This window comes from Phormidesmis priestleyi ULC007 (assembly GCF_003003695.1).
GTDB classification, from domain to species: domain Bacteria; phylum Cyanobacteriota; class Cyanobacteriia; order Leptolyngbyales; family Leptolyngbyaceae; genus Phormidesmis_A; species Phormidesmis_A priestleyi_A.
Window position 1 is genome coordinate 95,517 of record NZ_PVWG01000008.1, and the last position, 25,949, is coordinate 121,465.

The 25,949-nt window shown below is 48.2% G+C and carries 25 protein-coding genes and 1 riboswitch; of the genes, 16 read left to right on the forward strand and 9 right to left on the reverse strand.

What is annotated here, in order from left to right; genetic code table 11:
* Both C7B65_RS09590 and C7B65_RS09595 read right to left on the reverse strand, forming a co-directional pair.
* Positions 1-366 carry a response regulator transcription factor gene (locus tag C7B65_RS09590; RefSeq protein WP_073071081.1) on the reverse strand — a complete coding sequence of 122 codons (366 nt, stop codon included), beginning with the start codon at positions 364-366 and terminating at the stop codon, positions 1-3.
* A 126-nt stretch (positions 367-492) separates the two neighbouring features.
* A complete protein-coding gene (locus C7B65_RS09595; RefSeq protein ID WP_073071083.1) occupies positions 493-1,764 on the reverse strand; it encodes a response regulator in 1,272 nt (423 codons plus the stop codon).
* A 663-nt stretch (positions 1,765-2,427) separates the two neighbouring features.
* Here C7B65_RS09595 and hmpF point away from each other — a divergent pair.
* Both hmpF and psb27 read left to right on the forward strand, forming a co-directional pair.
* Positions 2,428-4,176: a pilus motility taxis protein HmpF gene (gene hmpF, locus C7B65_RS09600; protein ID WP_073071084.1), complete on the forward strand. Its 1,749-nt coding sequence runs from the start codon at positions 2,428-2,430 to the stop codon at positions 4,174-4,176.
* A 117-nt stretch (positions 4,177-4,293) separates the two neighbouring features.
* Entirely contained in the window at positions 4,294-4,695 is a 402-nt protein-coding gene (gene psb27 / locus C7B65_RS09605; RefSeq protein WP_073071086.1) for a photosystem II protein Psb27, read from the forward strand.
* A 76-nt stretch (positions 4,696-4,771) separates the two neighbouring features.
* Here the strand turns inward: psb27 and C7B65_RS09610 are convergent, their stop codons facing one another.
* Positions 4,772-5,797, reverse strand: a complete 1,026-nt coding sequence (locus tag C7B65_RS09610) for an adenosine deaminase (RefSeq protein WP_073071225.1) — start codon at positions 5,795-5,797, stop codon at positions 4,772-4,774.
* A gap of 249 nt (positions 5,798-6,046) precedes the next feature.
* On the opposite strand from C7B65_RS09610, the gene ccsB reads away from it, so the two are divergent.
* From ccsB to C7B65_RS09630, 4 genes are read left to right on the forward strand one after another with little or no spacing between them, the layout of a single operon-like run.
* Positions 6,047-7,039, forward strand: a complete 993-nt coding sequence (gene ccsB, locus C7B65_RS09615; protein WP_073071088.1) for a c-type cytochrome biogenesis protein CcsB — start codon at positions 6,047-6,049, stop codon at positions 7,037-7,039.
* Positions 7,040-7,071: 32 nt separating this feature from the next.
* A complete protein-coding gene (locus C7B65_RS09620; protein ID WP_073071090.1) occupies positions 7,072-7,431 on the forward strand; it encodes a KGK domain-containing protein in 360 nt (119 codons plus the stop codon).
* Between the two features lie 7 nt (positions 7,432-7,438).
* On the forward strand, positions 7,439-8,428 hold the full coding sequence (gene tilS, locus C7B65_RS09625) for a tRNA lysidine(34) synthetase TilS (RefSeq protein WP_073071091.1): 990 nt from the start codon (positions 7,439-7,441) through the stop codon (positions 8,426-8,428).
* 54 nt (positions 8,429-8,482) lie between these two features.
* Complete coding sequence (locus C7B65_RS09630) at positions 8,483-10,585, forward strand: GAF domain-containing sensor histidine kinase (protein ID WP_073071093.1); 2,103 nt, start codon at positions 8,483-8,485, stop codon at positions 10,583-10,585.
* A gap of 28 nt (positions 10,586-10,613) precedes the next feature.
* Here the strand turns inward: C7B65_RS09630 and C7B65_RS09635 are convergent, their stop codons facing one another.
* Positions 10,614-11,519: a class I SAM-dependent methyltransferase gene (locus C7B65_RS09635; protein ID WP_073071094.1), complete on the reverse strand. Its 906-nt coding sequence runs from the start codon at positions 11,517-11,519 to the stop codon at positions 10,614-10,616.
* Between the two features lie 344 nt (positions 11,520-11,863).
* Between C7B65_RS09635 and mutL the strand changes: the two genes are divergently transcribed.
* Complete coding sequence (gene mutL, locus C7B65_RS09640; protein WP_073071096.1) at positions 11,864-13,558, forward strand: DNA mismatch repair endonuclease MutL; 1,695 nt, start codon at positions 11,864-11,866, stop codon at positions 13,556-13,558.
* Between the two features lie 118 nt (positions 13,559-13,676).
* On the opposite strand, the gene C7B65_RS27775 is transcribed toward mutL, so the two are convergent.
* On the reverse strand, positions 13,677-14,018 hold the full coding sequence (locus C7B65_RS27775) for a hypothetical protein (protein WP_181314376.1): 342 nt from the start codon (positions 14,016-14,018) through the stop codon (positions 13,677-13,679).
* Positions 14,019-14,660: 642 nt separating this feature from the next.
* Between C7B65_RS27775 and C7B65_RS09650 the strand changes: the two genes are divergently transcribed.
* From C7B65_RS09650 to C7B65_RS09660, 3 genes are all read left to right on the forward strand, one after another.
* A complete protein-coding gene (locus C7B65_RS09650; RefSeq protein ID WP_083582856.1) occupies positions 14,661-15,230 on the forward strand; it encodes an SH3 domain-containing protein in 570 nt (189 codons plus the stop codon).
* Between the two features lie 152 nt (positions 15,231-15,382).
* Positions 15,383-15,709, forward strand: a complete 327-nt coding sequence (gene clpS / locus C7B65_RS09655) for an ATP-dependent Clp protease adapter ClpS (RefSeq protein ID WP_073071229.1) — start codon at positions 15,383-15,385, stop codon at positions 15,707-15,709.
* Between the two features lie 41 nt (positions 15,710-15,750).
* Positions 15,751-16,041, forward strand: a complete 291-nt coding sequence (locus C7B65_RS09660) for a DUF2103 domain-containing protein (RefSeq protein ID WP_073071099.1) — start codon at positions 15,751-15,753, stop codon at positions 16,039-16,041.
* A gap of 18 nt (positions 16,042-16,059) precedes the next feature.
* Here the strand turns inward: C7B65_RS09660 and C7B65_RS09665 are convergent, their stop codons facing one another.
* Positions 16,060-16,380 carry a hypothetical protein gene (locus C7B65_RS09665; RefSeq protein WP_073071101.1) on the reverse strand — a complete coding sequence of 107 codons (321 nt, stop codon included), beginning with the start codon at positions 16,378-16,380 and terminating at the stop codon, positions 16,060-16,062.
* A 134-nt stretch (positions 16,381-16,514) separates the two neighbouring features.
* On the opposite strand from C7B65_RS09665, the gene C7B65_RS09670 reads away from it, so the two are divergent.
* Positions 16,515-17,432, forward strand: coding sequence for a histone deacetylase family protein (locus tag C7B65_RS09670; RefSeq protein ID WP_073071103.1), 918 nt, complete (start codon positions 16,515-16,517; stop codon positions 17,430-17,432).
* A 130-nt stretch (positions 17,433-17,562) separates the two neighbouring features.
* Positions 17,563-18,651, forward strand: coding sequence for a DNA methyltransferase (locus tag C7B65_RS09675; RefSeq protein ID WP_073071104.1), 1,089 nt, complete (start codon positions 17,563-17,565; stop codon positions 18,649-18,651).
* On the opposite strand, the gene C7B65_RS09680 is transcribed toward C7B65_RS09675, so the two are convergent.
* From C7B65_RS09680 to C7B65_RS09690, 3 genes are all read right to left on the reverse strand, one after another.
* Positions 18,617-19,534: a hypothetical protein gene (locus tag C7B65_RS09680; protein ID WP_073071106.1), complete on the reverse strand. Its 918-nt coding sequence runs from the start codon at positions 19,532-19,534 to the stop codon at positions 18,617-18,619. The genes C7B65_RS09675 and C7B65_RS09680 overlap by 35 nt on opposite strands.
* Entirely contained in the window at positions 19,531-19,794 is a 264-nt protein-coding gene (locus C7B65_RS29585; RefSeq protein WP_073071108.1) for a helix-turn-helix domain-containing protein, read from the reverse strand. The genes C7B65_RS09680 and C7B65_RS29585 overlap by 4 nt, the downstream gene beginning before the upstream one ends.
* A gap of 169 nt (positions 19,795-19,963) precedes the next feature.
* Positions 19,964-21,199, reverse strand: coding sequence for an LL-diaminopimelate aminotransferase (locus C7B65_RS09690; protein WP_073071109.1), 1,236 nt, complete (start codon positions 21,197-21,199; stop codon positions 19,964-19,966).
* A 373-nt stretch (positions 21,200-21,572) separates the two neighbouring features.
* On the opposite strand from C7B65_RS09690, the gene C7B65_RS09695 reads away from it, so the two are divergent.
* The 4 genes from C7B65_RS09695 to C7B65_RS09710 all read left to right on the forward strand — a co-directional run bounded on the left by C7B65_RS09695 (position 21,573) and on the right by C7B65_RS09710 (position 25,902).
* Positions 21,573-22,658, forward strand: a complete 1,086-nt coding sequence (locus C7B65_RS09695) for a chemotaxis protein CheB (protein WP_073071111.1) — start codon at positions 21,573-21,575, stop codon at positions 22,656-22,658.
* Positions 22,659-22,893: 235 nt separating this feature from the next.
* Positions 22,894-23,691, forward strand: a complete 798-nt coding sequence (locus tag C7B65_RS09700; RefSeq protein ID WP_073071112.1) for a helix-turn-helix domain-containing protein — start codon at positions 22,894-22,896, stop codon at positions 23,689-23,691.
* A gap of 55 nt (positions 23,692-23,746) precedes the next feature.
* Positions 23,747-25,261 carry a UbiD family decarboxylase gene (locus C7B65_RS09705; RefSeq protein WP_073071114.1) on the forward strand — a complete coding sequence of 505 codons (1,515 nt, stop codon included), beginning with the start codon at positions 23,747-23,749 and terminating at the stop codon, positions 25,259-25,261.
* Between the two features lie 92 nt (positions 25,262-25,353).
* A riboswitch (Glutamine riboswitch) is annotated at positions 25,354-25,418 on the forward strand.
* A gap of 40 nt (positions 25,419-25,458) precedes the next feature.
* Positions 25,459-25,902, forward strand: coding sequence for a DUF4278 domain-containing protein (locus tag C7B65_RS09710; RefSeq protein WP_073071116.1), 444 nt, complete (start codon positions 25,459-25,461; stop codon positions 25,900-25,902).
* Positions 25,903-25,949 lie beyond the last annotated feature (47 nt).

The following is a 25,949-nucleotide window of genomic DNA, read 5'->3' on the forward strand; positions in this document are numbered from 1 at the left end:
CTAACCTCGCAATAGTTGTTTAACCGTGCCCACTAACTCAGTTGGCTGAAACGGTTTTGCTATATAAGCATCTGCCCCCTGCTTCATGCCCCAATAGCGATCAAATTCTTCGCCTTTAGAAGAACACATCACAACCGGAACCTTCTGCGTTTTGGGGTCTGCTTTGAGTCGTCGGCAAACCTCGTAGCCATTCATTCGGGGCATCACGATATCCAGCACAACCAGGTCAGGACAATGCCCTTGGATCTGCTCTAAAGCTTCGACCCCATCGGTTGCAATGGTGACGGTTAACCCACTTCCTTTCAGCAGATCCGTAATCATTTCCCGTTGAGTGACGCTGTCTTCCACGACTAGAACTGTACTCATAACCCCTTACCTGTTTGCCGGATTGACCGATGACGGGTGAAATCCACCGTTGCTTACCTTAAACTATGTAATCACTAAAGTACCCCAATCCCTGAAAGAATCAGCTTCTCGCCAAAAATAAGCCGATTAAGTCAAATTGATTTCTAATCCTTCTTCAAGGGCATCTGATAAGAGTTGATCGGCTTTGGGCTGATTGGGGTGTCCTAAACCGACGTACTTTTCTAGCAACATTAATAACTCACTTTCTCCAAATGGTTTGGTTAAATAGTCGGTGGCTCCCACCATGCGCGCTCTGACGCGATCGGTAAAGCCATCTTTGCCAGTCAACATGACGATCGGGGTTTGACGAAACGCCGTTGATTTGCGAAGCATGGCACAGATTTCATAGCCATCTAACTCCGGCATAGCAATGTCACAAAGAATCAGATCTGGCTTGAGTTGGAATACCAAACTGAGAGCTTTGAGCGGATTATCGATCGCCGTCACTTCATAGCCATGCTGGTTGAGAATATATTCTACGGTTTTGCGAATCGTGGCACCATCATCAATGCAAACGATTCTAGGAGTCTTAGTGGCCTGCCAAAAATCAAGATTAGGACGAGCTTTTGACCCACTCTTGTCGTCAAAGTTAGGATGAGCCAAGTGTAGCCATCCGCGTGTGACGTAAGGATAGATTGCCCTGGCAACGGTGACAATATCGCGATTCAGATAACGAGCGATTTGTCGCAGCGAAGTTTTGCCATCGGCATAGCGATCGAGCGTGCTGAACGTGGTTTCTGGCAGGGCATTCTCTAATAAAGCTCGACTCGCGATCGTGGGGCATTGATCGGGTGAGTAAAGGTGAGGATGAAACTGCTTCCACTCTTGCACCTGCTTAATTGTCTTCGTCACCAGGGGAGCCGTCTCCAACGTCATGAGCTGAGGGGCTAAAGGGCTGCCAATCTCAAAGATAAAAGACCCCTGATGCAAACTCAGGAGGTCAAACAAAGTCTCGTGAATCATGCTTTGAATCACGCTCCGCCCTTGAGCGGGTGTCAAACTGTGGTTCTCCATCAACGCCCACAAATAGCCATATTCTGGGGCATTAAACGCTGCGATCGACGAAGACGAGATCGCATCAATGGCGGTTTCTGCTTGATAACGGCGCAGATAATCTCGCAGTCTCAGCAAGCTAACATCGGTTTCCCCGGCATAGACGATTTGACCGTTGAGAAAGAAGGCAAACCACGACTGACCACTCAACGATCGGGTGCTGCGGAGGTCGATCGAAGATGCACCATTCGGGGGTGGTAATGGCGAAGCGGGATAGGCTTCAACAAATAGCTCACCCGTCCGCTGACCGAGTTCGATCAGTTGCAGGATGCTACGAATGTCAATCTCACTCAGTTGTCCTTGCATTCAAGTTAATCTGTCTCCTCATGTGATCGGGTGTTCCGATATTAATTTTGCCCCTGGTTTTCATCAGAAGAAAAGTTTTTACCGCTTTCTAGAATGGTAGATCTACTGTTTACGCTGCGGTTGCTCACGATAGATCTCCTGCATGAACTCGGACAGCCCTCCTCACGCGCAGTGGGGCGAAACCCTCGCCAACCCTTCTCCTTGGGGAGGGGGTGAGGGGGAGGGTGAAGTATTTGTGCAGGAAGTCTAATAACCATCTCAGCAAAAAAATTGCGAAAGTACTATATCTATTAGGTCATTAGAAATCACAACATTACTGCAACTCCCATATTTTGATCTAAATTCATGAAGAGATCTACGAATTTGATCTGAAATTTCTTTACACCAATCAGTAACGGCAATGCTAGATTATGAGCAATGAATTGCCCTGCGCGATCGCAGAATGCTGTGTAGTATGGTTTGAGAAGCGAGTGACTTCAAATTTTAGAAATGAAACTTTTCCTAATAAGTCCCCAGTTAGACCAATGCAATTAAAAAGCCTTCATACTAGATTTGACGACTGCTGAAACTTAATCAGTTTGGCTGACTTATGAAGAGAAGCTCAGACCATTCGGGCGAATTAAGTCTTAGGATTGGGCATAGACACAGAAGAGGACTATCAGTGTGCTGTATCTAGCGGAAGTCATACAAAAGAAGGGCGGAATTATCGGCGGCGGTAAGTCTGAACTCAAATTGCTTGCCTGTCAACGATCTGAGCAAAGTTGGAGCGCAGCCAGCGACGAAGCTATTCAGTCAGACGAGGCGGGTCGGTTTAGCCCTGGGACTTTATTGCTGGTTGACCTGACGGCAAATCGGCAGGTGCAGCGCATTCAGGAAGCTGGACGACCGTTGGTCAGCATTCTGCAAAACTTCTCTCGCCTCCAGGAAAAGTTTAAAAATCAGGAAGACGAGATCGAGCAGTGGAAGCAGTCTCTCACTTACCAGAGTCAAGAGTTAAATCGGCGCGAAATGGAGATGGAGACTCGACGAGAGCAACTCCAGCAATTAGAGGAAGACTTTGAGCAATTAGAGCAGCAGCGTCAGCAGGTCGAGACAACTCGCGATGAAGTTTTGCGTCAACAGGCAGAGCTAGAGCGAAATCGTCAAGAGCTAGAAGGCGCTTGGGATCAGCTCCAAGGGCAGAAACGTCAAGTAGACGAGCGGCAGTCTGAACTGCAACAAGCCTCTGTTTTGGATGATCAGCAAGCCCAAACCATTCAAGCGCTCTTGAGTCGGCTGTCTAGCTCACACTTCTCGCCCGAATCGATGCAGGAGCAAGTGAATCAAGCATCTGAATTAGCCAATCAGCATCAGGCGATTCTTAGCCAGCATTGGCAAAATTTAGACCAGCAGCGGCAGACCTCACAGCAGACTCAAGAAGAGATCGATCGTCAATCTCAAGATCTCGATCGGCGCTGGCAAGAGTGGCACCAGGCACAAGAAGCTCTAGAGCAAGCAAGAGCCGAAGTTAAGCTTCAGCAAACCGTTCTTCAGGCGAAACAAGACTACGCTCAGATGTTGGGGCTGCAAATTCAGCATCATGACGACCTGCGCCAACAGCTTGAACGACTTGCGGAAGGAATAGAGGCAAGCGTCAGTTCTGTCAATGTCGAAGCGTTGGAGAAGTTGCCCTTAGATGATCTCCAGAGAGCGATTCAAGAGTTTGAGCGTGACTTTGAGATGTCTTCTAGGTTTGTCAACGGGCAAGAAGAAGAGTTGGAGTCTAAGCAGAAAGAGCTTGAGGAACTGAAAGCCAAAATTCAGCAGTCTGGAGAGTCCGATCGGAACGCCTTAGAATCTGAACTCGCCGACGAGCAAGACGCATATCAATTTCTCAATCAGACTTTGGTAGGTCAGCGCCGCAGTCTGAAAGAAAAAGAAGGCGTTTTGCGTCAGCATCGTTCTGTGTTGGCACGGCGAGAGGGGAGAAGCGACCCAGGCGCAGAAGGTGGCGGCACCAATTTGAACCAAGTGTTGACGCAGATCGACTCACTCCGACAGCAACAAGCAGAAGAGTTGCAAAAGATTGAGAGTGAGCTTGAGCAAATTCGCAACCGCATCCAAGAAACTCAAGAGATGGTACGCGATCGATCAAGTGAGCAAGAAGCCAAACGCAACGAGCTGAAACAACTCGAAGAAACGCTGAAATCTCAAAGAGTTACCACTGCCCAACTCACAGGTAAAGTCAGCCTTTATCAAGAAGTGCTGCAACCTATTCAAGACACGGTGGATGGTTTGCGCCATCAGCTTGAAGCAATGCAGGGGACGATCGCGCAAGTCAACGAGGCAAAAAATGATCAGAGTGGAGCGATCTCTGAAATGCAGCAAATCGTCGCCGATTTGATAAGCAAGCCTGAGTTTGCAACGACTTAGAACCGTGGATTAAATAATATCGGCGTAAGGGCAACTCAGCTTCTGGGAGGATGATCCCCTCGTCCCCAATCACGATAGGATGATAAAACTATAAATTTTCATCACCGCCAACTGCTTATGAAGCGCTTTTTGTCTCGCATACTGGCTCTGGTGTTAGTGGTCGCGATCGGGCTTACAGGTTGCTCTTCTGACTCCACGACTGGACTCACCGGAAACTACCGTGAAGATACGCTAGGAGTCATCGGTAGTCTGCGATCAGCTCTGGAACTTCCCGCCGACTCTCCTGATAAGGTTGCAGTCCGAGCAGAAGCCCGCAAAAACATTAATGACTTTGCCTCTCGCTATCAGCGTGATCCGGCGATTCTCAAGCTAAATTCATTCACCACGATGCGGACAGCGCTCAACTCACTTGCAGGGCACTACAGTTCTTACCCTAACCGTCCAGTGCCTGAAAAGCTAAAGACTCGCTTAGAGCAAGAGTTTAAACAGGTTGAGGTTTCCCTAAAACGGGGAGTTTAATTACCGGATTTTGAAGACTGAGTTCTGGATCTAGAGGTGGGTTGCCCGTCTCACGATTCAGAACTCATTTTTTTGACTAAATTGCTCCGACCTCTGTTTTGAGCAAACTCGTCAACATTGAGGCAGGACGCTGGGCATAATTCCAGGCAAAGGCGTGGCGAAACGCAGCATCTTGACAAGCTTGTAGCTCCTCAAAGCCGATGATGTCGTGTGTGAGCAGACTTTCATACTCAAAGGGCAGACGGACATTATGCAACCCAGCATTGTCAGTGCAGATGGCGATATCGACACCCGCGTCAAAGCAGCGATCGAACACCTGCTTTAATTGCCGAATGTCTTTCATCGTTCCCGTTTTCAAATAAGTCGTCGGACACACTTCTAAACACTGTCCTCGTCGAGCCACCTCTTTTAGTAAATGGGGCTGAAGTAATGGAATCTGGATGCCGTGCCCAATTCGCATCAGGTAGGGCAACAGTTCTGGATAGCAGCCTTCAGTCGTTTCGTAAACGTGTCCCGTGGTTTTGAGGTTGAGCGATCGCGCATAAACATACAACTCGACAAATTCATCGAGCCGCTCTGCATAGTGAGCATCACCGCCTGCGACATCGATCGCGCAAACATAGTCTGACTGAGCCGCTAACGCCACGATCGCTCGATTCACCTCATAGGGCAAGCGAGAATGCATACAGAGAATTTGGCTGCTGACGATCGGGTATTCTTTGACCCGACTCGCTTCGCCTACAATTTGGACAATTTCAGCCATTTGATCAATTCGCTGAGACTGGCTTAGTTGAGCATCGGTTCTCAAAAAGGGCGTGTAGCGTAATTCTAGATAAGCTAGATTCTCAAAAATGTAAGCCCCGCGCATCAAGCGATAGATGAAATAAGGCAGCGTCTCAGCCGTCTGCACGCTCTCAACTAGGGTATGGAGTTCTAAATACTCGTCTAGCGTGTCACGAGGTCGAGTGTAAAAGTCTTCAAATTCAGAGTAGTCAGGAAATCGAGCGGATAAATCTGACTCACTCCGATGTAAATATCGCCACAGCACTCTGGGAACTACCGACCCCCCCAGATGACGATGTAATTCAGCATATAAAGCCACGAGCACCTCTTTTGATCTGATGATGTTTCCCTATTCTGACGTGTGTCAAAAAAGTTGTCTGGCTCTGGGCGAACCTAAATCAAAAGAAAACCTAAAGAGGTTAAGCCGTTTCGCTGATGAGAAAGGGTTTTGTGGCTGCTGGAAGTTACCCCGTCAATTCGTCACTCATCTCCCTCTACAATGGATCTAATAGCAGATATTACACTGCCACGACTAGAGACGTAGCTCAGACGAGAGGAGAAACCCTGCATGGATTTGGTCGCGCTTCAAGGCGTATTAGATAATTTTTCGTTTGCCGTCCTATTTGCCACGATGCTGATTTATTGGACAGGCGCAGCATTTCCTCAGATTCCCTACTTGCCTGCGTTAGGCACGGCAGGCATGACGATCGCCAATCTTTGCATTGCCACGCTTTTAGGAGCGCGTTGGTTAGAGGCGGGTTACTTTCCTCTCAGCAATCTCTACGAGTCGCTATTTTTTCTAGTTTGGGGCATCACGACGATTCACCTCCTAGCTGAAACGATGAGCGGTAGCCGACTAGTGGGCGTTGCCACTGCTCCCGTTGCGATGGCGATTACGGCGTTTGCAGCGCTAACCTTGCCGGATGGAATGCAAGCGTCTGCGCCGCTGGTTCCAGCGCTCAAGTCTAATTGGTTAATGATGCACGTCAGCGTCATGATGTTGAGTTATGCCACGTTGATGGTGGGCGCTTTGTTAGCGATCGCGTTTCTAGTCGTGACTCGCGGTCAAAACGTCGAACTTAAAGGTAGCTCTGTCGGCACGGGTGCTTATCGCGATAAAGCTTATCGTCTCAATCGGGCGAGTGGATCAGGCGATCAGTTGACGAACGTTGCTATGCAGAGTGGTGGCACAGCAGTGCTTGAGCCTGTTACGATCGAGGCAACGCTATCTCCTCAACGTCTGAGCTTGGCTGACACGTTAGATAACATTAGCTATCGAGTCATCGGTTTAGGGTTTCCGCTGCTGACGATCGGCATTATCGCGGGTGCAGTTTGGGCCAATGAAGCTTGGGGTTCTTACTGGAGTTGGGACCCTAAAGAAACGTGGGCGATGATTACCTGGCTCGTGTTTGCCGCTTACCTGCATTCTCGAATTACCAAAGGTTGGCAGGGCCGCCGTCCAGCAATTCTCGCGGCGGTCGGGTTTGTAGTGGTTTGGGTCTGTTATCTTGGCGTTAACCTCCTGGGTAAAGGACTGCACAGCTACGGCTGGTTCCTCTAATTTAATCTCAGACTTTCACGATAGAACCCAACATGGATAACGGTTATACCCCTTTAAGAGATGACGAAGTGCTGTTTGCCGATCGCGGTCGAGTGCTGATGTCAAACCCGACCTTTAAAGTCAGTGAGTTTCTCGATGCTCTGGCTGAAACGATCCATGAGCAAGAAGATAACTGGTCAGAAGAAAGTGAAGACTGGTTTAGTGATGGGCTGGCGTGTGAAGCACTGCGCTTTGGCACGGGCGGCTGGCAGCGTGGCAAAGTCAGAATTCGCTTAGAGTTTATTCCTGACAAGGAAATTGGCAGATTGCCAGAGCGATCGTCAGCACCCGGAAGACTTCGTACCAAGCCCGTTGACAATCTCTACGAAGATTTAGACGAAGGCAAATATTAAGCCGCCCATGAGTCGCAATTGGACACCGCTCCACGATCGACTTCACCGCACTCTCAAAGAACGAAACTTATTAGAGAAGGGTGAGCGTCTGTTAGTGGCGGTGTCTGGAGGGCAAGATTCTCTCTGTTTGGTCAAACTGTTGCTGGACTTGCAGCCGAAGTGGAACTGGCAGATCGCGATCGTCCACTGTGATCATCGTTGGCGGTCTGACTCTCAGCAAAATGCAGAGTTTGTAGCAAAACTGGCTAACGCTTGGCAAGTCTCGTTTTATCTAGAAATTGCCAATCAAATTCCTGCAAGCGAAGCTGATGCGCGACAGTGGCGCTATGACTGTTTCCAAAAGATTGCCGAATTAGATGACTACAAAACGATCGTCACGGGTCATACGGCGAGCGATCGGGCTGAAACGCTGCTCTACAATCTGATTCGAGGCAGCGGAGCCGACGGACTTCAAGCACTTGTCTGGAAGCGATCGCTCCTCCCAACGCTCAATCTGGTTCGTCCTCTTTTAGAGATCACTCGCGCTGAAACTGCCCAGTTTTGTCAAGCGTCGGATCTTCAGATTTGGGAAGACACGACTAACCAAGATTTAACCTACGCCCGCAATCGGATTCGTCAAGAACTGCTTCCCTACTTGCAAACTCACTTCAATCCGCAAGCCGAGCAGAACCTGGCACAAACCGCCGAGCTTCTAACCGCAGAAGTTGAGTATCTCGAAAAAATCGCATCTGAACTGAGAGAAAGCGCAACGAGTGTCGATCGTCTGGCATTAAATAGATCGAAGCTCCGATCGATTCACCTCGCATTGCAACGTCGCGTCATTCGTCAATTTCTTCAACAAGCGCTGACGGTTAGTCCCAACTTTGAGCAGATCGAGAAGATGACAGCTCTGATCAATGCGCCCAATCGATCGCGCACTGATCCATTTCCCGGAGGCGCGATCGCTGAAGTTGAGGGCGATTGGATTCGGCTCAAAACCCCGTCGCCGCAAATGTGAATTTTAGAGGTGACTCTGAGCATACTTTCTAGTAGCGATTCAGAAAAACCTGCAATGAGCCTTGAGACGACCCAAGAGAATGCGACTAGTCCCGAACCAGAGAAATTATTACGCCGCCTGACCCATCGCATCCGTCGATCGCTAGAGCTAGAAGACATTCTTAAAGCAACAGTGATCGAAGTCGGTGAATTTTTGAGCAGCGATCGTGTGGCGGTTTATCAATTTCATGCGGACAACAGTGGTCAGGTAATCGCCGAATCGATTCGGGACGATCTCTTACCGTCTTTGCTAGGCGCAAACTTTCCAGACGAAGAAATTTCGACCGAAGCGCGAGAATTGATGGTGGAGTCGCAGGTCAGGTCGATCGTCAATGTCGCCTCTGGGCAAAGTGGGCAAAGCCGCTTACTGAATGACGAGACTGGGTTTGAGCCGATTCAATATTGCCCCGCAGAACCCGATCATCTCAGTCAGTTGTGCGAGATGGGCGTGCAGTCGTCACTAGTTTTACCGATCCTAAATCAAGATCAGCTTTGGGGCTTGTGGGTCTGTCACCACTGTGAGCCGCATCAAATTTCAGAGCATGAGCTGCAAACGGTGCAGTCCGTTGTCGATCAGGTGTCGATCGCGATCAGGCAATCTGTTCTCAAGCATCAAGTTCGTGAACTGGCAAATCGAGAAGCGGCCATTCATCGCATTTCTAGTTTGCTGCATTCTCTGTCTACGATCGAGCTTCAAGGTGCTTTAGAAGAAACCGTTGCCACGCTGCAAGGATCAGGCGGCAGACTGTGGATTCAAGCCGAACCCGTAGACTTGCAGAACCCGTCCGTTCTGAAAAACTCTAATGTACCGAGTAACTATATTCGGCTTTACACCTGTGGCATTCAGCCTCACTTTTCAGACCAGCCTCCTTATCATTTGATTGAGCAATGCAGCGTTTGGCAAAAGCACCTTAAATCGGGAGAGGCTCAAATTTGGGCGATCGACGATTTTTATCAAGAGTCCGATTTTCAAGACGTGCAATCTGCCTTTAGCGCTACGTCGGTGCGAGGCATTTTAATGATGCCGCTCTGGTATCGCCACCACCTGCTGGGATATCTGAGCATTTTTCGTAATGAAGCAATGCCTCAACAGGCTCACAGGTGGCTGTCTGAAGACATTGAGTTAGCTCACGCATTGGGCAAACAGTTTGCAACTGCCATTCAGCAACACGAAATGCATCAGCAGTTACACATTCTCAATGCCAGTCTAGAAGCCCAAGTGATTGAGCGCACAGCCCAACTGCAACAGGCAACCGAGCAACTCTCTCAGGCGTTTTACGATTTGCGTAAGACTCAGAGCCAGTTAATTCAAACCGAGAAGATGTCGAGTTTGGGTGAGCTAGTCGCGGGTGTTGCTCACGAAATCAACAATCCGGTCAACTTTATCTATGGCAACCTCAACCATGTGAGTGAATATGCCTACGACCTGCTCACCTTGGTGAAAACCTATCAAGCTTGTTACCCCAACCCGATCGCTAAAGTAGTTGAACAGGCAGAAGAGATTGATATTGACTTTCTCACCCAAGACTTGCCGAAAACCCTCGCTTCGATGAAAGTAGGAGCCGATCGGATTCGTCAAATCGTGCTGTCGCTGAGAAATTTCTCTCGCCTCGATCAATCGGAGATGAAGCCGAGCAACCTTCATGAAGGACTCGACAGCACCTTATTGATTTTGCAACATCGCCTCAAATCAAAGTCAGACCTGTTTGGCATTGAGTTAGTCAAAAACTATGGCGATCTCCCGATCGTAGAGTGCTATGCGGGGCAACTCAATCAAGTGTTTATGAATGTGATCAGTAATGCGATCGATGCATTAGAAGAACACCTGAATACTCAAACACCCACGATCTCGATTCGGACTGAGCGGCTAGGAAACGATCGGGTCGTGATTTGCATTAGCGATAACGGGCCCGGAATTCCTAAAGACGTGCAAGATAAAATGTTTGAAACGTTCTTCACTACCAAGCCGATCGGCAGGGGCACGGGCATGGGACTCTCGATCAGCCACGAAATCGTCGTCGAGAAACATGGCGGCGTGTTTAAGTGCAACTCTCAGCCCGGACACGGCACAGAATTTTGGATTGAGATCCCAATTGATTCAAAGCAGCCGACTCTATAGAGGCATCCTGAACGAATGTCTCTAGCCTCTAAGCATCTAAAACTCCTGCACTATAAGCATTAAAGCTATAGGCAAGCGCGGCTTTTTGAGCCGTTGATGGTTTCAGACTGCGATTAATTCCATTCGCCAGCGGCACTTTAAACCCACCCAGTTCTTCGGGCAAAAGCACGTAATGCGAATTTGGCTCAACAACAAGCTTTGAGCACTTCTTTGCAATGCCTGCATTTTCGAGCAGAGACTCTACTTCTTCTAAAGTCTGCTGATTTAAGTAGATCGAGTTTGCCCTAAAAGGAAAGACTTTTCTAGAGAGATTTCGCAAAATATGACCGGGGCAATTGCGATTGTGGAAAGAATTATTAAACACAAATGCTCCACCCGGCTTAAGAACACGAGCAACCTCTAACAGTAATGCTTCAACTTTTTCTTGCTCAATATGCATCAATACTGCATTAGAAATAATCAAGTCTGCCGAATTATCTGCTAACGGCAAAGTCTCTGCTGAGTTGCAAATTAAATTGAACGTTGCAGATGGATAAAAATTATAAGCCTGTTTGAAATAAAGCAGTCGGCGGAGCAGAGGCTCTGAAATATCAATTCCATAATATTGAGCGCAGGAAAGATTCTTTTCTTTTGAAAGATTGATTGACGTTCTGCCATAACCACAGCCGATTTCAAGAATCGTTTCAAAATGACGATCGTGAGGAAATCGATTCCAGAGACCGCCAATTTTTCCGGTGATTTGCTGATAGTCGATCGTCTTTAAAACATCCTGACTGAGTTCTTCGGCTTTCTGAGTTTGATAATAGATCGACCCAATTTTGTCCCACAACTGCTTTTGTTCAGCAGCGCTCAAAAGCTCATAATCTTTAGGAAAAAAGATGCCATCGTATTGTTGAAAATTTTCCTGTAGTCGGGAGTTGATTGAGATAGACACTATAGATAGCTCCGGGGTTTAAGATAGATCACGAATCTCTGAAAAGTGGTTTATCGACGATCAGAGTTTGGTCTTATGAGGATGTTTGAAAAGTCGTCGTTCATCGCATTCACCTGCCCTGCACTGAAGTCCGGGCTAACCGTGCGAAGTCCGTTTCAGTAGATTTGCCTAGAGCTTGCTAACTTTGTCCTTGCTAGAAAAACTTTCTCAGTATTAACTCTCGTCTACTTTTGTAGCAAATTTTCTGTTGATTAGAACAATCGACATGAATTTTAGCGTTTTGTTAAAGCGCGATCGCGATTCAAAAAGCTCAATTGCTTTAATCCCTTCGATACACTAGAGAAATGGGGTTTAACATTCAGCCATTGCCCACCGAAGTCGTGCATCTAATTGCGGCTGGAGAAGTGATCGACTCTCTGGCAGCCGTGGTGCGAGAATTGGTGGAAAATTCGATCGACGCTGGGGCAACTCGCATTACTGTTTCTCTCTGGGCTGACCAGTGGCGAGTGCGCGTGGCCGACAACGGCGCAGGCATGGATTTAGACACGCTGAAGCAAGCCGCCTTACCCCACACCACGAGCAAAATTCACGATCGCCAAGATCTTTGGAATATTCGCAGTCTCGGTTTTCGGGGCGAGGCGCTCCACAGTCTGTCACAGCTATCGCAATTAGAGATTCTCAGCCGCTCCGCTACCGCAACTCAAGGCTGGCGACTGCTTTATAACGCTGAAGGAGAGTCAATTCAGGTCGAGACAGCGGCGATCGCACCCGGTACGATCGTCACGGTTGATCACCTGTTTGGCAATTGGTCAGCCCGTCGCCAGGGTTTGCCCGCGATCGCGCAGCAGATTCGATCCGTTCAGTCCATGATTCAGCAGATTGCGCTCAGTCATCCTCACGTGACCTGGCAAGTGCAGCAAAACGATCGAGAATGGTTTAACGTTTGGGCTGGCGAAACTGCTCGAAAAATCTTGCCCCAGATTCTAAGAGGGGTGCAGATCGGAGATTTGCAAGAAACTACGTTAGAAGTCCCTACTCCTGAAGAAACGGATTCCTCATCGTCGGTTTATGTGCTTTTGGGACTGCCCGATCGCTGTCATCGACACCGCCCAGACTGGGTGCGAGTGGCGATCAATGGTCGATTTGTAGACATCCCAGAGTTAGAACAAACCATTTTGGGAGCGTTTCGGAAGACTCTGCCGAGAGAACGCCATCCGGTCTGCGTCGTGCATCTTCAGGTGCCGCCCGCGCACATTGACTGGAACCGTCACCCCGCAAAAGCTGAGATTTATTTGCATCACCTGAGTCACTGGCAATTGCACGTTACCCAAGCCATTGAGCAAACCTTACGCCTCAAGCCTGAGTCGCTGTCTGAAAACCTCTACTCAGAGCGAGTCGGCAATCTGCTTAAAACGGCTGAGTCAGAAGGCGGCTACACCGTCAATCGAGAAATTCAGCCAGTTCAGCCCGAAGCAAGTACACCCGCTTCTTTGTCTTTAGTGCGGGCGATCGCCCAAGTTCACAATCGCTATATCTTGGCAGAACACCCGGCAGGAATGTGGTTAGTTGAGCAACATATCGCCCATGAGCGAGTGCTTTATGAGCAAGTGTGCGATCGCTGGCAGTTAGCGCCATTAGAGCCTGCAATCATTCTCAATCACTTATCAACGGCTCAACTTGAACAGCTAGAACGCTTAGGGCTAGACGTAGAACCTTTTGGTGAACAACTTTGGGCCATTCGGACTGTGCCTGCAATGCTGGTCGATCGAGACGATTGCGCCGAAGCTTTGATAGAACTGAGCCTGGGAGGTGATTTGCAATCTGCCCAGGTTGCCACCGCTTGCCGCAGCGCCATTCGCAACGGAACGCCTTTGAGCCTGACTGAGATGCAAACCCTATTGGATCAGTGGCAGCAAACTCGCAATCCGCGCACCTGTCCTCACGGGCGACCGATTCACCTATCTTTAGAAGAAACATCACTGGCACGCTTCTTTCGTCGCCATTGGGTGATTGGCAAAAGTCATGGACTCGAGAAATAACTAATTCGCGAAGGTTAATTGCTGATTGAGAGCTTAGTGAATGCACATTACCAAGGTTTTTCAGCCTAACGGCTCAAATCAGCGGTGGCAGTAACTCCTGCTACCTCAACAGCAGCTTTTAACCGTCCGCTGCATTCGATTTGTCAGCCTCTTCTTCCAAGGCATACCGCAGCATGCTGAGTTTTTGTGCAAGTTGACACGTATCTTCGATAATCTCCATAATCTCAGTGAAGTTTAAGGACGCGACGCTAGTAGACAAACCATCGTTGGTGAACCAGAGCAAATGTAACTGACCAGGTTGAAGCGAGGACGTTTCGAGGTGCTTAATCACGGAATATATACGATTTAAGCGCTCAAAAATACTTCCATCTCCTTTCTTAAAGAGTTCCGTAGCCGTTGCCTTTCTGAAAAAATCAAACGATTGGTAGCTACATGACAAAGCAGTTTCAAGGTACGACATAGCTAGGAAGTAGGTGGAGACGCTTCTTTCCCCTGTGATAAATTCTTCCAACTGCTCATGCGCTAGTTCATACTCGCGAAGGGCATGTTCTGCTCGGCGAATGACAGTGAATAGGAGCGGTTTTGGCTCGTCTGTGATTGGGCTACCAAAGATGGGGTTTAGTATACAATTCACGAGGCAGCACTGACACTGATCAAATTTTGGCGCAATTGAGCGAAGTCCGTGGGTCGTAAACTTGGAGAAATCCCGAGCAACGAATTTGTCAAGCGCTTAGTTGCTAAGTGGCATCTTCTTCCTCTGGCTACCATTTAATTAGCCTGACTTTTCCTGTGTGGTTCATCTAGTGATTCAGAAGATTAGGCTGATATCTTCGCTGTCTAACTCCCCGAAAACGCAAGTTGATCGCACCCCTTTCAGCATAAACATCAAAATTGGGTGGTTAGACTGACAGCTTGCAGTTTAAGCCTCGATCGAGCGACCCAATCCAACACGCTACCCAAATCACCCGTTTCTTCAAACTTAATCGACTCTACACAAAATTTGAAATGCTACATCTTTGGGATTCGGGTGTTTGCGTGGCATAATTTCATGCAGAAACAAAACGCGAAAACCCTTTTTTGATGGGAGTGAGGAGCTTAATCAATGATCAATATTCAAATGAAACGATTCAACCCTGCGATCGCCGGACTTGCCCTGATTGCCATGACCGGAGCAACAACCCCAGCGTTTGCTCAAACCCCAGCCGCCGCCCCGCCACTCAACGGGCAGTGCCGCGAAGCAAAAGTGTCTACCCCGATTTTTAGTCAACGATCGTCCACGAGTTCCACAGTTTCGCTCCTAGCTACGGCTCAAAGAGTCACGCTGGCAGAAAACGCGGTAACTGATGGATTCATCTTGGTGAGTACACCCAGCAAAGGCTTTGTTCAAGCGGTCAACCTCAGAGCCTGTTCGGGTCCGCCTCCTAATGACAAAGGACTGTGCCGCCGCGTAGTCCAGCCTCAAGGTTTAATTATTCGGCAAGGGCCAAACACTACCTCGGCGATCGTCGGTGGCGCAGACTTTAACAGCCAGGTTTTTGTGACGACAAACCCTGCAACGGCAAGGACTGCCTCAGATGGTCGCATTTGGGTGCAAATCGCTAGACCAGCGGCGGGTTGGGTTTCTAACGGCTTTCAAAACACTGCGGGCAGCAACTTGGTGTTTTGCCAATAGAAGGGTTTCTGAAACCTCTGTAAAAACCTGGATCTTCAGCGTGATCCAGGTTTCTTTTCGTCTGTTAGCATTCGTTAATCTCCGCTGTTTGCTGAGTGGAAATTGACCTAAAATTTAGTGCAGAGATTTGTCAAGCTTTTGGAAACTGTTTTATGACTAAAACCCTTTTAGAAGCGGTTAAGGCCGGAGTGGTTGGGTCAGTGGCTGCACCCGAAAAGACGAGTCAAACGGTGCGGAAGACCAGCCCCAACTATAAAGTGATCGTGTTAAATGATGATTTCAACACCTTTGAGCATGTGTCAGAATGCTTGATCAAATATATTCCTAATATGACGGGCGATCGGGCTTGGAAACTCACAAACCAAGTGCATTTTGACGGGCAGGCAACGGTGTGGGTCGGTCAATTAGAGCAAGCAGAGCTTTATCATATGCAGCTTGGCATGGAGGGACTGACGTTAGCCCCCTTAGAGACTGCTTGAACGATAAAATTAAGGAGGAAGGCTAAGGCTAAACTACAAGTATGGGAAATTCTAGCGGCAGGGTAGTGCTTAATCACTCCACTCACATTCCTGGCTTAATTTCCCGACTAGAGAAGTTGGTCAAACACGACGAAATCAGCACCATTACGCCTGGTGTAATCGCTTCTGTGCGATCGCATTCTCCCCATTTTAAGTTGAAAGTCTCGGTGCCGATTCGGGGCGGCTATAAGCTGATTGCTCGTCAAGGCAAAACCGTGCAAGAGGTGTTTATCTTGACGACGCTGGCACAAGATTTGTTAGAAGCGGCGATCGCTCAGGTGATCAAAAAATAGCGATCGCCCTGCTTAGAATTACTCCGTTTGTTTAGCCCGAACTGAAATTCGGTGAAGCGGTAAACTGAGCGCACAAGAAAAAGTCAACAAAAAGGAAAAGACCGCCGTAAACTTCAGGCTCAATGCGGCAATCTCCCAATCAGGTGAGATCGATTTTTGGGCAGCGATCGCCATGCAGTGCACAATCCAATAAGCAAACGTCATCGAAAACAGCACATGGTTTGTGTTATCGGGATCATCGCTCTCGTCTTGTTTACTATTAACTAGAATATAAAGACCTAACACGCTCGCAAAGTAAGAAAGGAGTTGTAAATGCTCGTGCCAAACCGGATGCGCCATGAGTGTTTTATCAGAATTTACATGTGCAGATCAGTCTAAAGGATGAGAGATCTACTTCTGAACAATTCTTACAAACGGCAATATTTGACACCATTTAGTTACAAAACTAAAGACATTTTGAAGTTAACGATTGAATGGATTTACCGCTGATCTATCACCCTGACTACGTTGCGCCATTGCCCAGGGATCATCGTTTCCCAATAGCAAAATTTAAGAAACTTTACGAGATGCTATTAGCAGACGGCGTGGCGGCGGCATCCCAGTTTTATTCTCCGGTGCGTCCTCCTCAAGAGCAGATCGAGTTAGTCCATGTGGCCGAGTATGTGCAGGCATATTGTGACGGCACGCTTGATCCAAAAGCTCAACGGCGCATTGGGTTGCCCTGGAGTCGGGCTTTGGTGAACCGCACTTGTATCGCGGTTGGCGGCACGATGCTCACTGCCGAGTTAGCACTTCAGCAAGGGTTGGCATGCAACACAGCAGGCGGCACTCATCATGCGTTTCCTAGCTATGGATCGGGGTTTTGTATTTTTAATGATTTGGCGATCGCGGCCCGTCACCTGCAAACCACAAAGCGAGTCGAGAAAATCTTGATCGTGGATTTAGATGTCCATCAGGGCGACGGCACTGCGTTTATTTTTCGTGAAGATGCTAATGTGTTCACGTTTTCAATGCATTGTGAGAGCAACTTTCCAGGCAGCAAGCAGCAGAGCGATCTCGATGTGCCGCTGGCTCAAGGCATGGAAGACGATGAATATCTGCAAACCCTAGCCACCTACCTGCCAGATTTGCTCACTCAAATCAAGCCGGATCTGGTGTTTTATGACGCAGGTGTTGACCCGCATATGTGCGATCGTCTAGGCAAACTCTCTCTCACTGATACTGGATTATTTCGTCGCGAGATGCAAGTTTTAACAACCTGTGTTTCGTTAGGCTATCCGATCGCTTGTGTGATTGGCGGCGGCTATGCCGATGACCTGGATGCTTTGGTCTATCGGCATTCGCTTTTGCATCGGGCAGCGAGTGACGTTTATCGTCAATATCGGCTCTAATTAAGGGTTCGTTGTGCTGCTAGATTGAGGGTGAAATGCGGTTGCTATCAATTCTGGGTTTCTTGGTATACAAATATCCTAAAATAGGATAAATTTGCATAAGTCATAGTTTGAAGAGCCGCAAGGATCAATGAGCCGATCTAATCCAGAAGTTAGTTCTACAGAAACTTTGAAATGTAATGCTGCCAGTACAGTTGGTCGCGGAAAAGTCGTTAATCTAAACACCAAACTTAACTTTTCTGACTGGAGCGATGAATACGTTGCTTTATCTCTAGGTAATAGCCTTGAACATTATAAAAACTGGGAACAGCCTACTGTAATCGTTTCAGATGGCGCTTACGGTGTTCTAGGTTTTGAAGGAGACACATCCGATCACATTAATTTACCCAATTGGTATCAACCTCATATTGAGGAGTGGTCGAAAGCGGCGATGCCGTGTACAACACTCTGGTTTTGGAACTCAGAAATTGGCTGGGCTACAGTACATCCAATTTTAGAAAAGTGTGGTTGGCGATATGTTAATTCCAATGTCTGGAATAAAGGCAAAGGTCACATCGCAGGAAATGTTAACACAGAAAAAATTCGCAGATTCCCAGTTGTTACAGAAGTCTGTGTTCAATATGTAAGAGAAGTTAGGTTTGACGAACTTCCCTTAAAAACTTGGTTACTGAAAGAATGGAAACGGTCTAGATTGCCGTTACGACGAGCAAACGATGCTTGTGGTGTAATGGATGCCGCCACCAGAAAATATTTTGATCAAGGACATTTGTGGTACTTTCCACCCCCAGAAATGTTTGAAAGACTAGTAATTTATGCAAATGAGCATGGTAGCCCTGAAGGAAAACCTTATTTTTCTATAGATGGCAATCAATCTTTGACAGGGCAAGAATGGAGTAAAATGCGATCGAAGTTTAAATGCCCTCATGGTTTTACTAACGTATGGGAACGCCAAGCCTTGCGAGGTGGTGAAAGAGTTAAAACAACCTCTGGAAAAGCATTACATCTTAACCAAAAGCCCCTCGATTTAATGAGCATGATTATCGAGTCATCAAGTGATAAATATGATGCAGTCTGGGAACCCTTTGGAGGACTGTTTAGTGCATCTTTGGCAGCCCGGAAACTCAACCGGAAAGCTTACTCTTGCGAGATTGATCCAGACTATTTCTACTATGGAGTCCAGCGATTTAATCAAGAAGTTCATCAATACTCTCTTCTCTAACGTCTAAATGCTTCTCTAGAGATTGTGTGATTCTGTCTTCTCGGCGGCTTGACAGAAGTTTGTTCCATTGTCCAACTGTCATCCCAGAAACTTCAACATTGTAAACACGTTTCTTGAATTCCTCAATGCCAGGATGCACGATTCTATCCAACTTCGCAAAGTTAGTGTCTAGTCTATATCTGTAGCATATTAATAACTCCCGTAGAAGGTGCTGATATTCTCTAGTTGGCTTGTAGATTTTGGCTTCAGCACCCCAAGAATCAACCATTTTTTGCGCCTCTAAAAGCTCATTCACAGAACCTTGAAACTTGTAGCCACTCGTGTTTGTTTGCTGTAGATTTGCTGTTCTTTGGGTTGTATCTTCTGGTTCTAAAACAAGATAGCCGGGCGGATTGTGGTAATGAGTATCTCTAGCCAGAGCTACTGACAAGCCGGATACGACGCACACATCTAAAATGCGAGGCTTCCCATAAATAATTTTCTCAGGTAGCCATGCCAACATCACAACGTGAGTTTGATCAAACTGAAAGTGATTCTGGCTATCTTTGAATCGCGCAGTTATCTCTGTCGCCAACGGAAACCATGCTTTAATTTCTAACCCTGGTGTTGGTTGAATATTTCCCACGAAAATAGTGTCTGGGAATCCCGGATCTTGCCTCTCCCACGTTCCAAATTCAGCAAAATCATTCTGCTTATTTAAGAACTCAACAGTGTTAAATTCGATTAAGTTTCCTAGTAACGGCGAAAGCTTCGAGATTACTTTAGCTAAATTGACTGCTGCATTTACAGTCACGGGTTTAGATACGTCTAAAACATCAAATGTGTGTCCTGCTAAATCGTCTAAATATTGAGAGGCTAATCTGATGACATCTGATGTGTTCACGGTTTTTCCTCACAAGATGCCTCAGCTATTTGTTGTTCAACCTTCCTAATAAGGGTGCAAGGGTCTATGCCAATGATTCGAGTAACTACGAGAAACTCGACGACATCTAAACGTCGCTCACCATTCTCATATTTAGCAACGAAAGATTGAGGTTTTTGAAGAGATTTAGCGAGAGACTCCTGAGTGAGTTGTGCTTCTTTTCGAGCCGCAATCAGACAACGTCGGAATATATCGTACTCATAGCTGGAGGTAAATTTCATCGTGCTTTGAATTCAGCACTACGGATATACCAGGTACGATAAACCTATTTTAGGATTATCCCAAAACTGGATGATAACCGTGGTCAACTAAGCTGTTGTGCCCTATGAGAAGGCAAAGCATTCGAGAGAGAACGGACGCTGAATGCTTTGCCCAATTGTTGGGTTGACCCTACGCCTTGAATTTTTCGGTAATGCGCTTCATGGCGTCGTTAACGTTGTCGCGGCTGTTAAACGCCGAGATGCGAAAATAACCTTCCCCGGCGGCACCAAACCCAGAGCCAGGGGTGCCAACGACATGAGCGGTGTGCAGCAGCTTATCAAAGAAATCCCAGCTTGATAGCTCGTTGGGCGTTTTTAGCCAAACATAGGGCGCGTTGATTCCTCCGTAGACTGCAATTCCGGCGATCGTCAATTGGTCACGAATGATGGCGGCGTTCTCCATATAAAAGTTGACCAATGCCTTGATTTGCGCTTGCCCTACTTCAGAGTAGACGGCTTCGGCTCCGCGCTGCACAATATAGGACACGCCATTAAATTTGGTTGATTGGCGACGGTTCCACAGCTTCCAGAGTTCGACATCAGAGCCATCGGCAGCTTTTGCGGTCAAAGTTTTGGGCACCACCGTCAAGGCGCATCGAGTGCCCGTAAAGCCCGCATTTTTGGAAAACGATCGGAACTCGATCGCACAATTTCTTGCCCCTTCAATCTCATAGATCGAGTGAGGCAGCTCAGGGTCACTAATAAACGCTTCGTAGGCAGCATCAAAGAAAATAATGGAGCCGTGAGCGTTGGCATAATCAACCCACGCTTTGAGATGCTCTTTCGTCGCAGTGGCTCCCGTGGGATTATTGGGAAAGCAGAGATAAATTAAATCCACCTTTTGCGAAGGAATCTGGGCGGTGAAGTTATTTTCTGCGGTGATTGGCAGATAGACAAACCCTTCATATTCACCCTTCTCGTTCGCTTCGCCCGTGTGACCTGCCATCACATTAGTATCGACATAGACGGGATAGACGGGATCGGTGACAGCGATCGTATTACTGTCGCCAAAAATATCGAGAATGTTGCCCGAATCGCACTTAGACCCATCGGACACAAAAATTTCAGACGCATCAATGTCGCAGCCGCGAGCCTGAAAATCGTGAGCGGCAATTTTTTCGCGCAACCACTCATAGCCTTGCTCAGGGCCGTAGCCTTTAAAAAGCGAACGATCGCCCATATCTTCGACAGCTTTGATCATGGCAGCGCGACAAGCTTCGGGCAACGGCTCGGTCACATCGCCAATGCCTAGACGAATAATCTTCGCAGCAGGATTTTCGTCAGCAAAAGCATTGACTCGCCGCGCAATTTCGGGAAACAAGTAGCCTGCTTTGAGTTTTAGATAGTTGTCGTTAATGGTTGCCATAGTCGGTGATAGAAAGGAGGTTTGAATCCCATTATTCCGCAGACAGACAACAGGGGCGAAATGGATCGCCAATTTAACGTCAGTTCGATGTGTTCTTTCGCTCCGTTCTTCAGCGCTTCAGCCCTAAATCCCCAAAATTGGGGGATTTAGGGGGCAGCCCGGATTTGCAACCGTGGCAAAAAGCTTCATCGAATTCACGTCAATTTAAAGTGATCGTATTGCTCAAGCAACGAAGCGTTTTTACGCCTTTGTGGAGGTGCCTAATTGCCAAGAAACCACTCACAATTGCAGTAGTCTCTAGCTGGAACGATCGTGAATCCGCGCTCCAACTACTGCCAGGTTGGTAAGTATGGGGAAATAAAAGGAAACTCTAATGTCAGATGCTCAATCAACTTATGTCAAAAATTTTAAGATTATTGTCATAGGAGCCTCAGCGGGTGGGGTCGAGGCGTTGACTCAACTGGTTCACTTGCTGCCTCCTGATTTAGCGGCGGCTGTTTTGATCGTGCTGCACTTTCCAAGCTATGGCACGAGTGTGCTTCCCGATATTCTCAGTCGAGCCGGGTCACTTCCGGCAAAACACCCCAAAGATGGCGAGGCGCTGCAAGCAGGACAAATTTATGTGGCACCGCCTGACTATCACCTAATGGTTGAGACAGGGCGGGTTTGTTTGAGCCGCACTCCTAAAGAAAATGGGCATCGACCCGCGATCGACCCGCTCTTTCGCAGTGCGGCCATGACTTATCAACAGCAAGTGATTGGGGTGATTCTCACGGGGCTGTTAGACGATGGCACCGCAGGTCTAGCAATGGTCAAACAAAAAGGCGGACTTACCATTGTTCAAGACCCAGAAGAAGCCTTATTTAATGGAATGCCGACCAGCGCGATCGCCAATGTCGCGGTTGATTATGTATTGCCAGTGAGTAAAATTGCAGGGGTGTTAGCCCGATCGCAACCCTCGATCGGGAATGGATCTATCGCTGATCAACGCGATCCCGAACTAGAAATTATTCAGCAAGATAAAGCGGCGGCAGAGCGAGGAGAGCCACAAAAAGAGCCGTCGGTTTTTACCTGCCCATCGTGTGGGGGTGTCATGTGGGAGCTAAACAGCGATGGGTTAATGCGCTATCGCTGTCATGTAGGTCACGTCTATTCGGTAGATAGTTTGGCAGTAGAGCAGTCTGATGCGGTTGAAAGTGCTTTATGGACAGCCGCCCGTGCGCTTGAAGAACGAGCGAGTTTGGCGAGGCGATTGGCTAACCAAGCACGTGCTAATAATCGATCTCTCTCTGCTGCTCAATTTATGCAGCGAGCAGATGAAGCGGCTCGACACGCGGAAATGATTCGTCACATCATCGAAATTGATAACGTCAAGATTGCCTTTAAGCCAGATAATCTAGCCCCGATCGAGTCACCTCAATCAACCGCATCACCTCAACAATCGGCGATCGAACAGTGATTGAGTGATACGGCAATCCGATTAGAGTGGTGCAAAAATAGCCTTCGGATTGAGATCTAGAAGCCTGTCGAATCAGTGAGGTGTGACTAACTTCTCCAACATACTGAAATTTATAGCGGACAAAGTTGTCTGTTGATACTTAGAATCTACCCTTGACTGTCATAGTAGTAATTGCTCTATCGTTCTATCGAGAGCAGATATCTGATATCGTGACAAAAAGCCACGGGGGGGAGCAGTGGAGTACTCGGATTCATCAACACAGGCAGAGCAACTCAAAACCATCGGGTCAAAGCTGAGTCATGAACGCGAGGCGCGATCGGTGGCTCTAGAAACAGTTGCAACAAAAACCTATATCCCGCTGCGTCTGTTAAGCGCGATCGAAGCAGGACGACTCGATCTATTACCAGAACCAGTTTTTATTCAGGGGTTTATTCGTCGCTATGCTGACACGCTGGGCTTAGATGGAACTGCCTTGTCAAAAGAATTTGCGATCGAGTCGCCCGTGCCGATCTATGAGGCAGAGCCGCCAGAACTCGAATCTACCGAAACTTTACCCCCCTCGTTTGAGCCTCCTCCCTGGCTCTATGTTCTGGGAGGCGCGATCGGGTTGGGCGCGCTAGGGCTGATTATCGCTAGCCTGATTAATCATTCTAAACCCGCTACACCACCAACTCCCAAGCCTGTGAGCGCTAACAGCACAGCCCCGCAAAAAGGGCCGTCAAAAGTAGCTGTAACGTCGCCTAGCTCGTCATCGGCACCAAGTCCTGGCGCTTCGCCTGTGGCAACCGGCCCCGTTGCGGTCAAGCTGGATGCAACCGAGGAAAGCTGGGTCGAAGTGGTGGTAGATGGCAAAGTTGCGTTTGATGGCACCTTGCCAAAGGGCACTCAAAAAACCTGGGGCGGACAAAAGCAAGTCGTGATTAGCTTAGGCAACGCAGGCGGCGTTTTGGTGTCTTATAACAACGGGGCAGCCAAATCTTTAGGAGCAACGGGCGATGTCGTGCAAAACGTGAAATTTCCACCGACTCCATAGGCTGACCGAAGTTTGACGCGTCCATAATGAGAATAGAACTTTACATTGCTTCATCATGGCGCGAGATCTAAGAGGATTCATCAAACAGCTTGAGCAACGGGGGCAATTGCGCCGAGTTAGCGCCCCTGTTGACTCAGATCTAGAGATCGCTGAGATCGCCAATCGGATGTTGCAGCGTGGCGGCCCTGGCTTGCTGTTTGAGAATGTCAAAGGCTCTCCCTACCCCGTCGCGATCAACCTCTTAGGAACCGTCGAGCGAGTTTGCTGGGCAATGAATATGGAGTCTCCGCAAGAATTGGAGACGCTAGGCAAAAAGTTGGCGTTGCTCTATCAACCCAGACCGCCCAAAAAAGTCTCTCAAGCGATCGACCTGGGCAAAGTTTTGTTTGATGTCTTGCGGGCAAAACCCGATCGAGATCTCTTTCCGCCCTGTCAGCAAGTGGTGGTTAAAGGCGATGACGTAGACCTGACGACGCTGCCGATGCTGCGTGTCTATCCTGGCGATGCGGGTAAGGTGATGACCCTGGGATTGATGATCACCAAAGATCCCGAAACCAAAATCCCAAATGTGGGCGTATATCGCTTGCAGTTGCAGTCTAAAAACACGATGACAGTGCAATGGCTCTCGGTGCGTGGGCCGACTCGACATTTGAGAAAAGCGGCGGCGATGGGACAGGATCTAGAAGTGGCGATCGCGATCGGAGTCGATCCGCTCGTGATTTTGGCAGCCGCGACTCCCGTTCCGGTCGATCTCTCTGAGTGGCTATTTGCCGGACTCTATAGCGGGTCGGGCATTCATCTAGCCAAGTGCAAAACCGTTGATTTAGAAGTGCCTGCCACCTCCGAAATCGTGTTAGAAGGCACTGTCACACCAGGAGAAGTCGGAGTAGATGGCCCGGCAGGCGATCACATGGGCTATTACGGCGGTGTGAACGAGAAAGCGCCGCTGTTTCGATTTCACTGCATGACTCATCGTAAAGATCCGATTTATCTGACGACGTTTAGCGGTCGTCCGCCCAAAGAAGATGCGATGATGGCACTCGCACTCAATCGCGTCTACACGCCCATTCTCAGACAGCAGGTGCCCGAAATTGTTGATTTCTTTTTGCCAATGGAGGCATTAAGTTATAAGGCAGCCGTGATCTCGATCGACAAAGTTTATCCCGGTCACGCCCGACGAGCCGCGTTAGCATTTTGGAGCGCACTGCCGCAGTTTAGCTACACAAAATTTGTGATTGTGGTTGATAAAGACATCAACATTCGTGATCCAAGAGCGGTAGTTTGGGCAATCACTTCAAAAGTTGACCCCGCTAGAGATGTCTTCATCCTGCCAGATAACCCGTTCGACTCACTGGATTTTGCGACCGAAAAGCCTGGTTTGGGCAGCAAGATGGGCATTGATGCGACAACGAAACTGTATCCAGAAACCGATCGCCCGTGGGCTGCGCCGTTGGTGTCTGACCCTGATGTAGCGGCAATGGTCGATCGCCGCTGGGCGCAATATGGGCTGGCAGATTTAGAGCTTGGCGAAGTCGATCCAAATCTCTTTGGTTATGACATGAAAGTCTAGAGTCGGGTATTCCCCCAATGAGTCGTAGTTTCACCCGATCGGATGATTACCCTTTTTTCTTGAAAAACTGTATGATTGGATACAGAAGGAAAAACGTTCATCCCCTCTCGCAAATCAGAGGAGACGGAAGTAAGGGATATTCCTGAAGGAACGCGCTTCTCTTCACCCAACAAAACAAATTTTTGGAGAAGCGACCCATGAAACTGATTTATCGTGGCAATACCTACGACTACGACCCAACCCAATTTAGACCCGACAATGCTGGACGACCTGTCAAGTCTGCGCCGCGGCTTCAAGCACCCTACACATTGATGTATCGCGGAGAGACCTATCACGTCGATCCGACTGTTCCCCAAACTCAATCATCTCTACCCAGAGCCTATGATTTGATCTATCGTGGGTCAACTTATCACGTCGATCGTGATGCTCAAGGCAATCTGACCGCCTTGACGCAATCGGCAAATGCACCTCGATCGAAGGCCATTTCTGCAAGAGTGTCTCAGCGAGAAGTGAGTCAATTGCATCAGGCAAACCTGTTAAGCAATCTGCAACGTCGCTTGCAGTCCGCTCAAGAGCGGGGCGATCAATCGTTGCTTGATTTGTTAGAAGCAGAGCGCAAGCAAATCACGACGGGACATTAATCCGATATAGAGTTGTCCTCATAAAAACGTAGGAGCTTTCTGTGGAG

Bases quoted from the DNA above. Each gene is read 5' to 3' on its own strand.
- C7B65_RS09590 (WP_073071081.1), bottom strand. From the start codon at position 366: ATGAGTACAGTTCTAGTCGTGGAAGACAGCGTCACTCAACGGGAAATG.
- C7B65_RS09630 (WP_073071093.1), top strand. From the start codon at position 8,483: ATGAGCCTTGAGACGACCCAAGAGAATGCGACTAGTCCCGAACCAGAG.
- C7B65_RS09705 (WP_073071114.1), top strand. From the start codon at position 23,747: ATGGCGCGAGATCTAAGAGGATTCATCAAACAGCTTGAGCAACGGGGG.
- C7B65_RS09675 (WP_073071104.1), top strand. From the start codon at position 17,563: ATGAGCCGATCTAATCCAGAAGTTAGTTCTACAGAAACTTTGAAATGT.
- ccsB (WP_073071088.1), top strand. From the start codon at position 6,047: ATGGATTTGGTCGCGCTTCAAGGCGTATTAGATAATTTTTCGTTTGCC.
- C7B65_RS09620 (WP_073071090.1), top strand. From the start codon at position 7,072: ATGGATAACGGTTATACCCCTTTAAGAGATGACGAAGTGCTGTTTGCC.
- psb27 (WP_073071086.1), top strand. From the start codon at position 4,294: ATGAAGCGCTTTTTGTCTCGCATACTGGCTCTGGTGTTAGTGGTCGCG.
- tilS (WP_073071091.1), top strand. From the start codon at position 7,439: ATGAGTCGCAATTGGACACCGCTCCACGATCGACTTCACCGCACTCTC.
- C7B65_RS09650 (WP_083582856.1), top strand. From the start codon at position 14,661: ATGATCAATATTCAAATGAAACGATTCAACCCTGCGATCGCCGGACTT.
- C7B65_RS09695 (WP_073071111.1), top strand. From the start codon at position 21,573: ATGTCAGATGCTCAATCAACTTATGTCAAAAATTTTAAGATTATTGTC.
- C7B65_RS09710 (WP_073071116.1), top strand. From the start codon at position 25,459: ATGAAACTGATTTATCGTGGCAATACCTACGACTACGACCCAACCCAA.
- C7B65_RS09595 (WP_073071083.1), bottom strand. From the start codon at position 1,764: ATGCAAGGACAACTGAGTGAGATTGACATTCGTAGCATCCTGCAACTG.
- mutL (WP_073071096.1), top strand. From the start codon at position 11,864: ATGGGGTTTAACATTCAGCCATTGCCCACCGAAGTCGTGCATCTAATT.
- clpS (WP_073071229.1), top strand. From the start codon at position 15,383: ATGACTAAAACCCTTTTAGAAGCGGTTAAGGCCGGAGTGGTTGGGTCA.
- C7B65_RS09665 (WP_073071101.1), bottom strand. From the start codon at position 16,380: ATGGCGCATCCGGTTTGGCACGAGCATTTACAACTCCTTTCTTACTTT.
- C7B65_RS09670 (WP_073071103.1), top strand. From the start codon at position 16,515: ATGGATTTACCGCTGATCTATCACCCTGACTACGTTGCGCCATTGCCC.
- C7B65_RS27775 (WP_181314376.1), bottom strand. From the start codon at position 14,018: ATGTCGTACCTTGAAACTGCTTTGTCATGTAGCTACCAATCGTTTGAT.
- C7B65_RS09690 (WP_073071109.1), bottom strand. From the start codon at position 21,199: ATGGCAACCATTAACGACAACTATCTAAAACTCAAAGCAGGCTACTTG.
- C7B65_RS29585 (WP_073071108.1), bottom strand. From the start codon at position 19,794: ATGAAATTTACCTCCAGCTATGAGTACGATATATTCCGACGTTGTCTG.
- C7B65_RS09660 (WP_073071099.1), top strand. From the start codon at position 15,751: ATGGGAAATTCTAGCGGCAGGGTAGTGCTTAATCACTCCACTCACATT.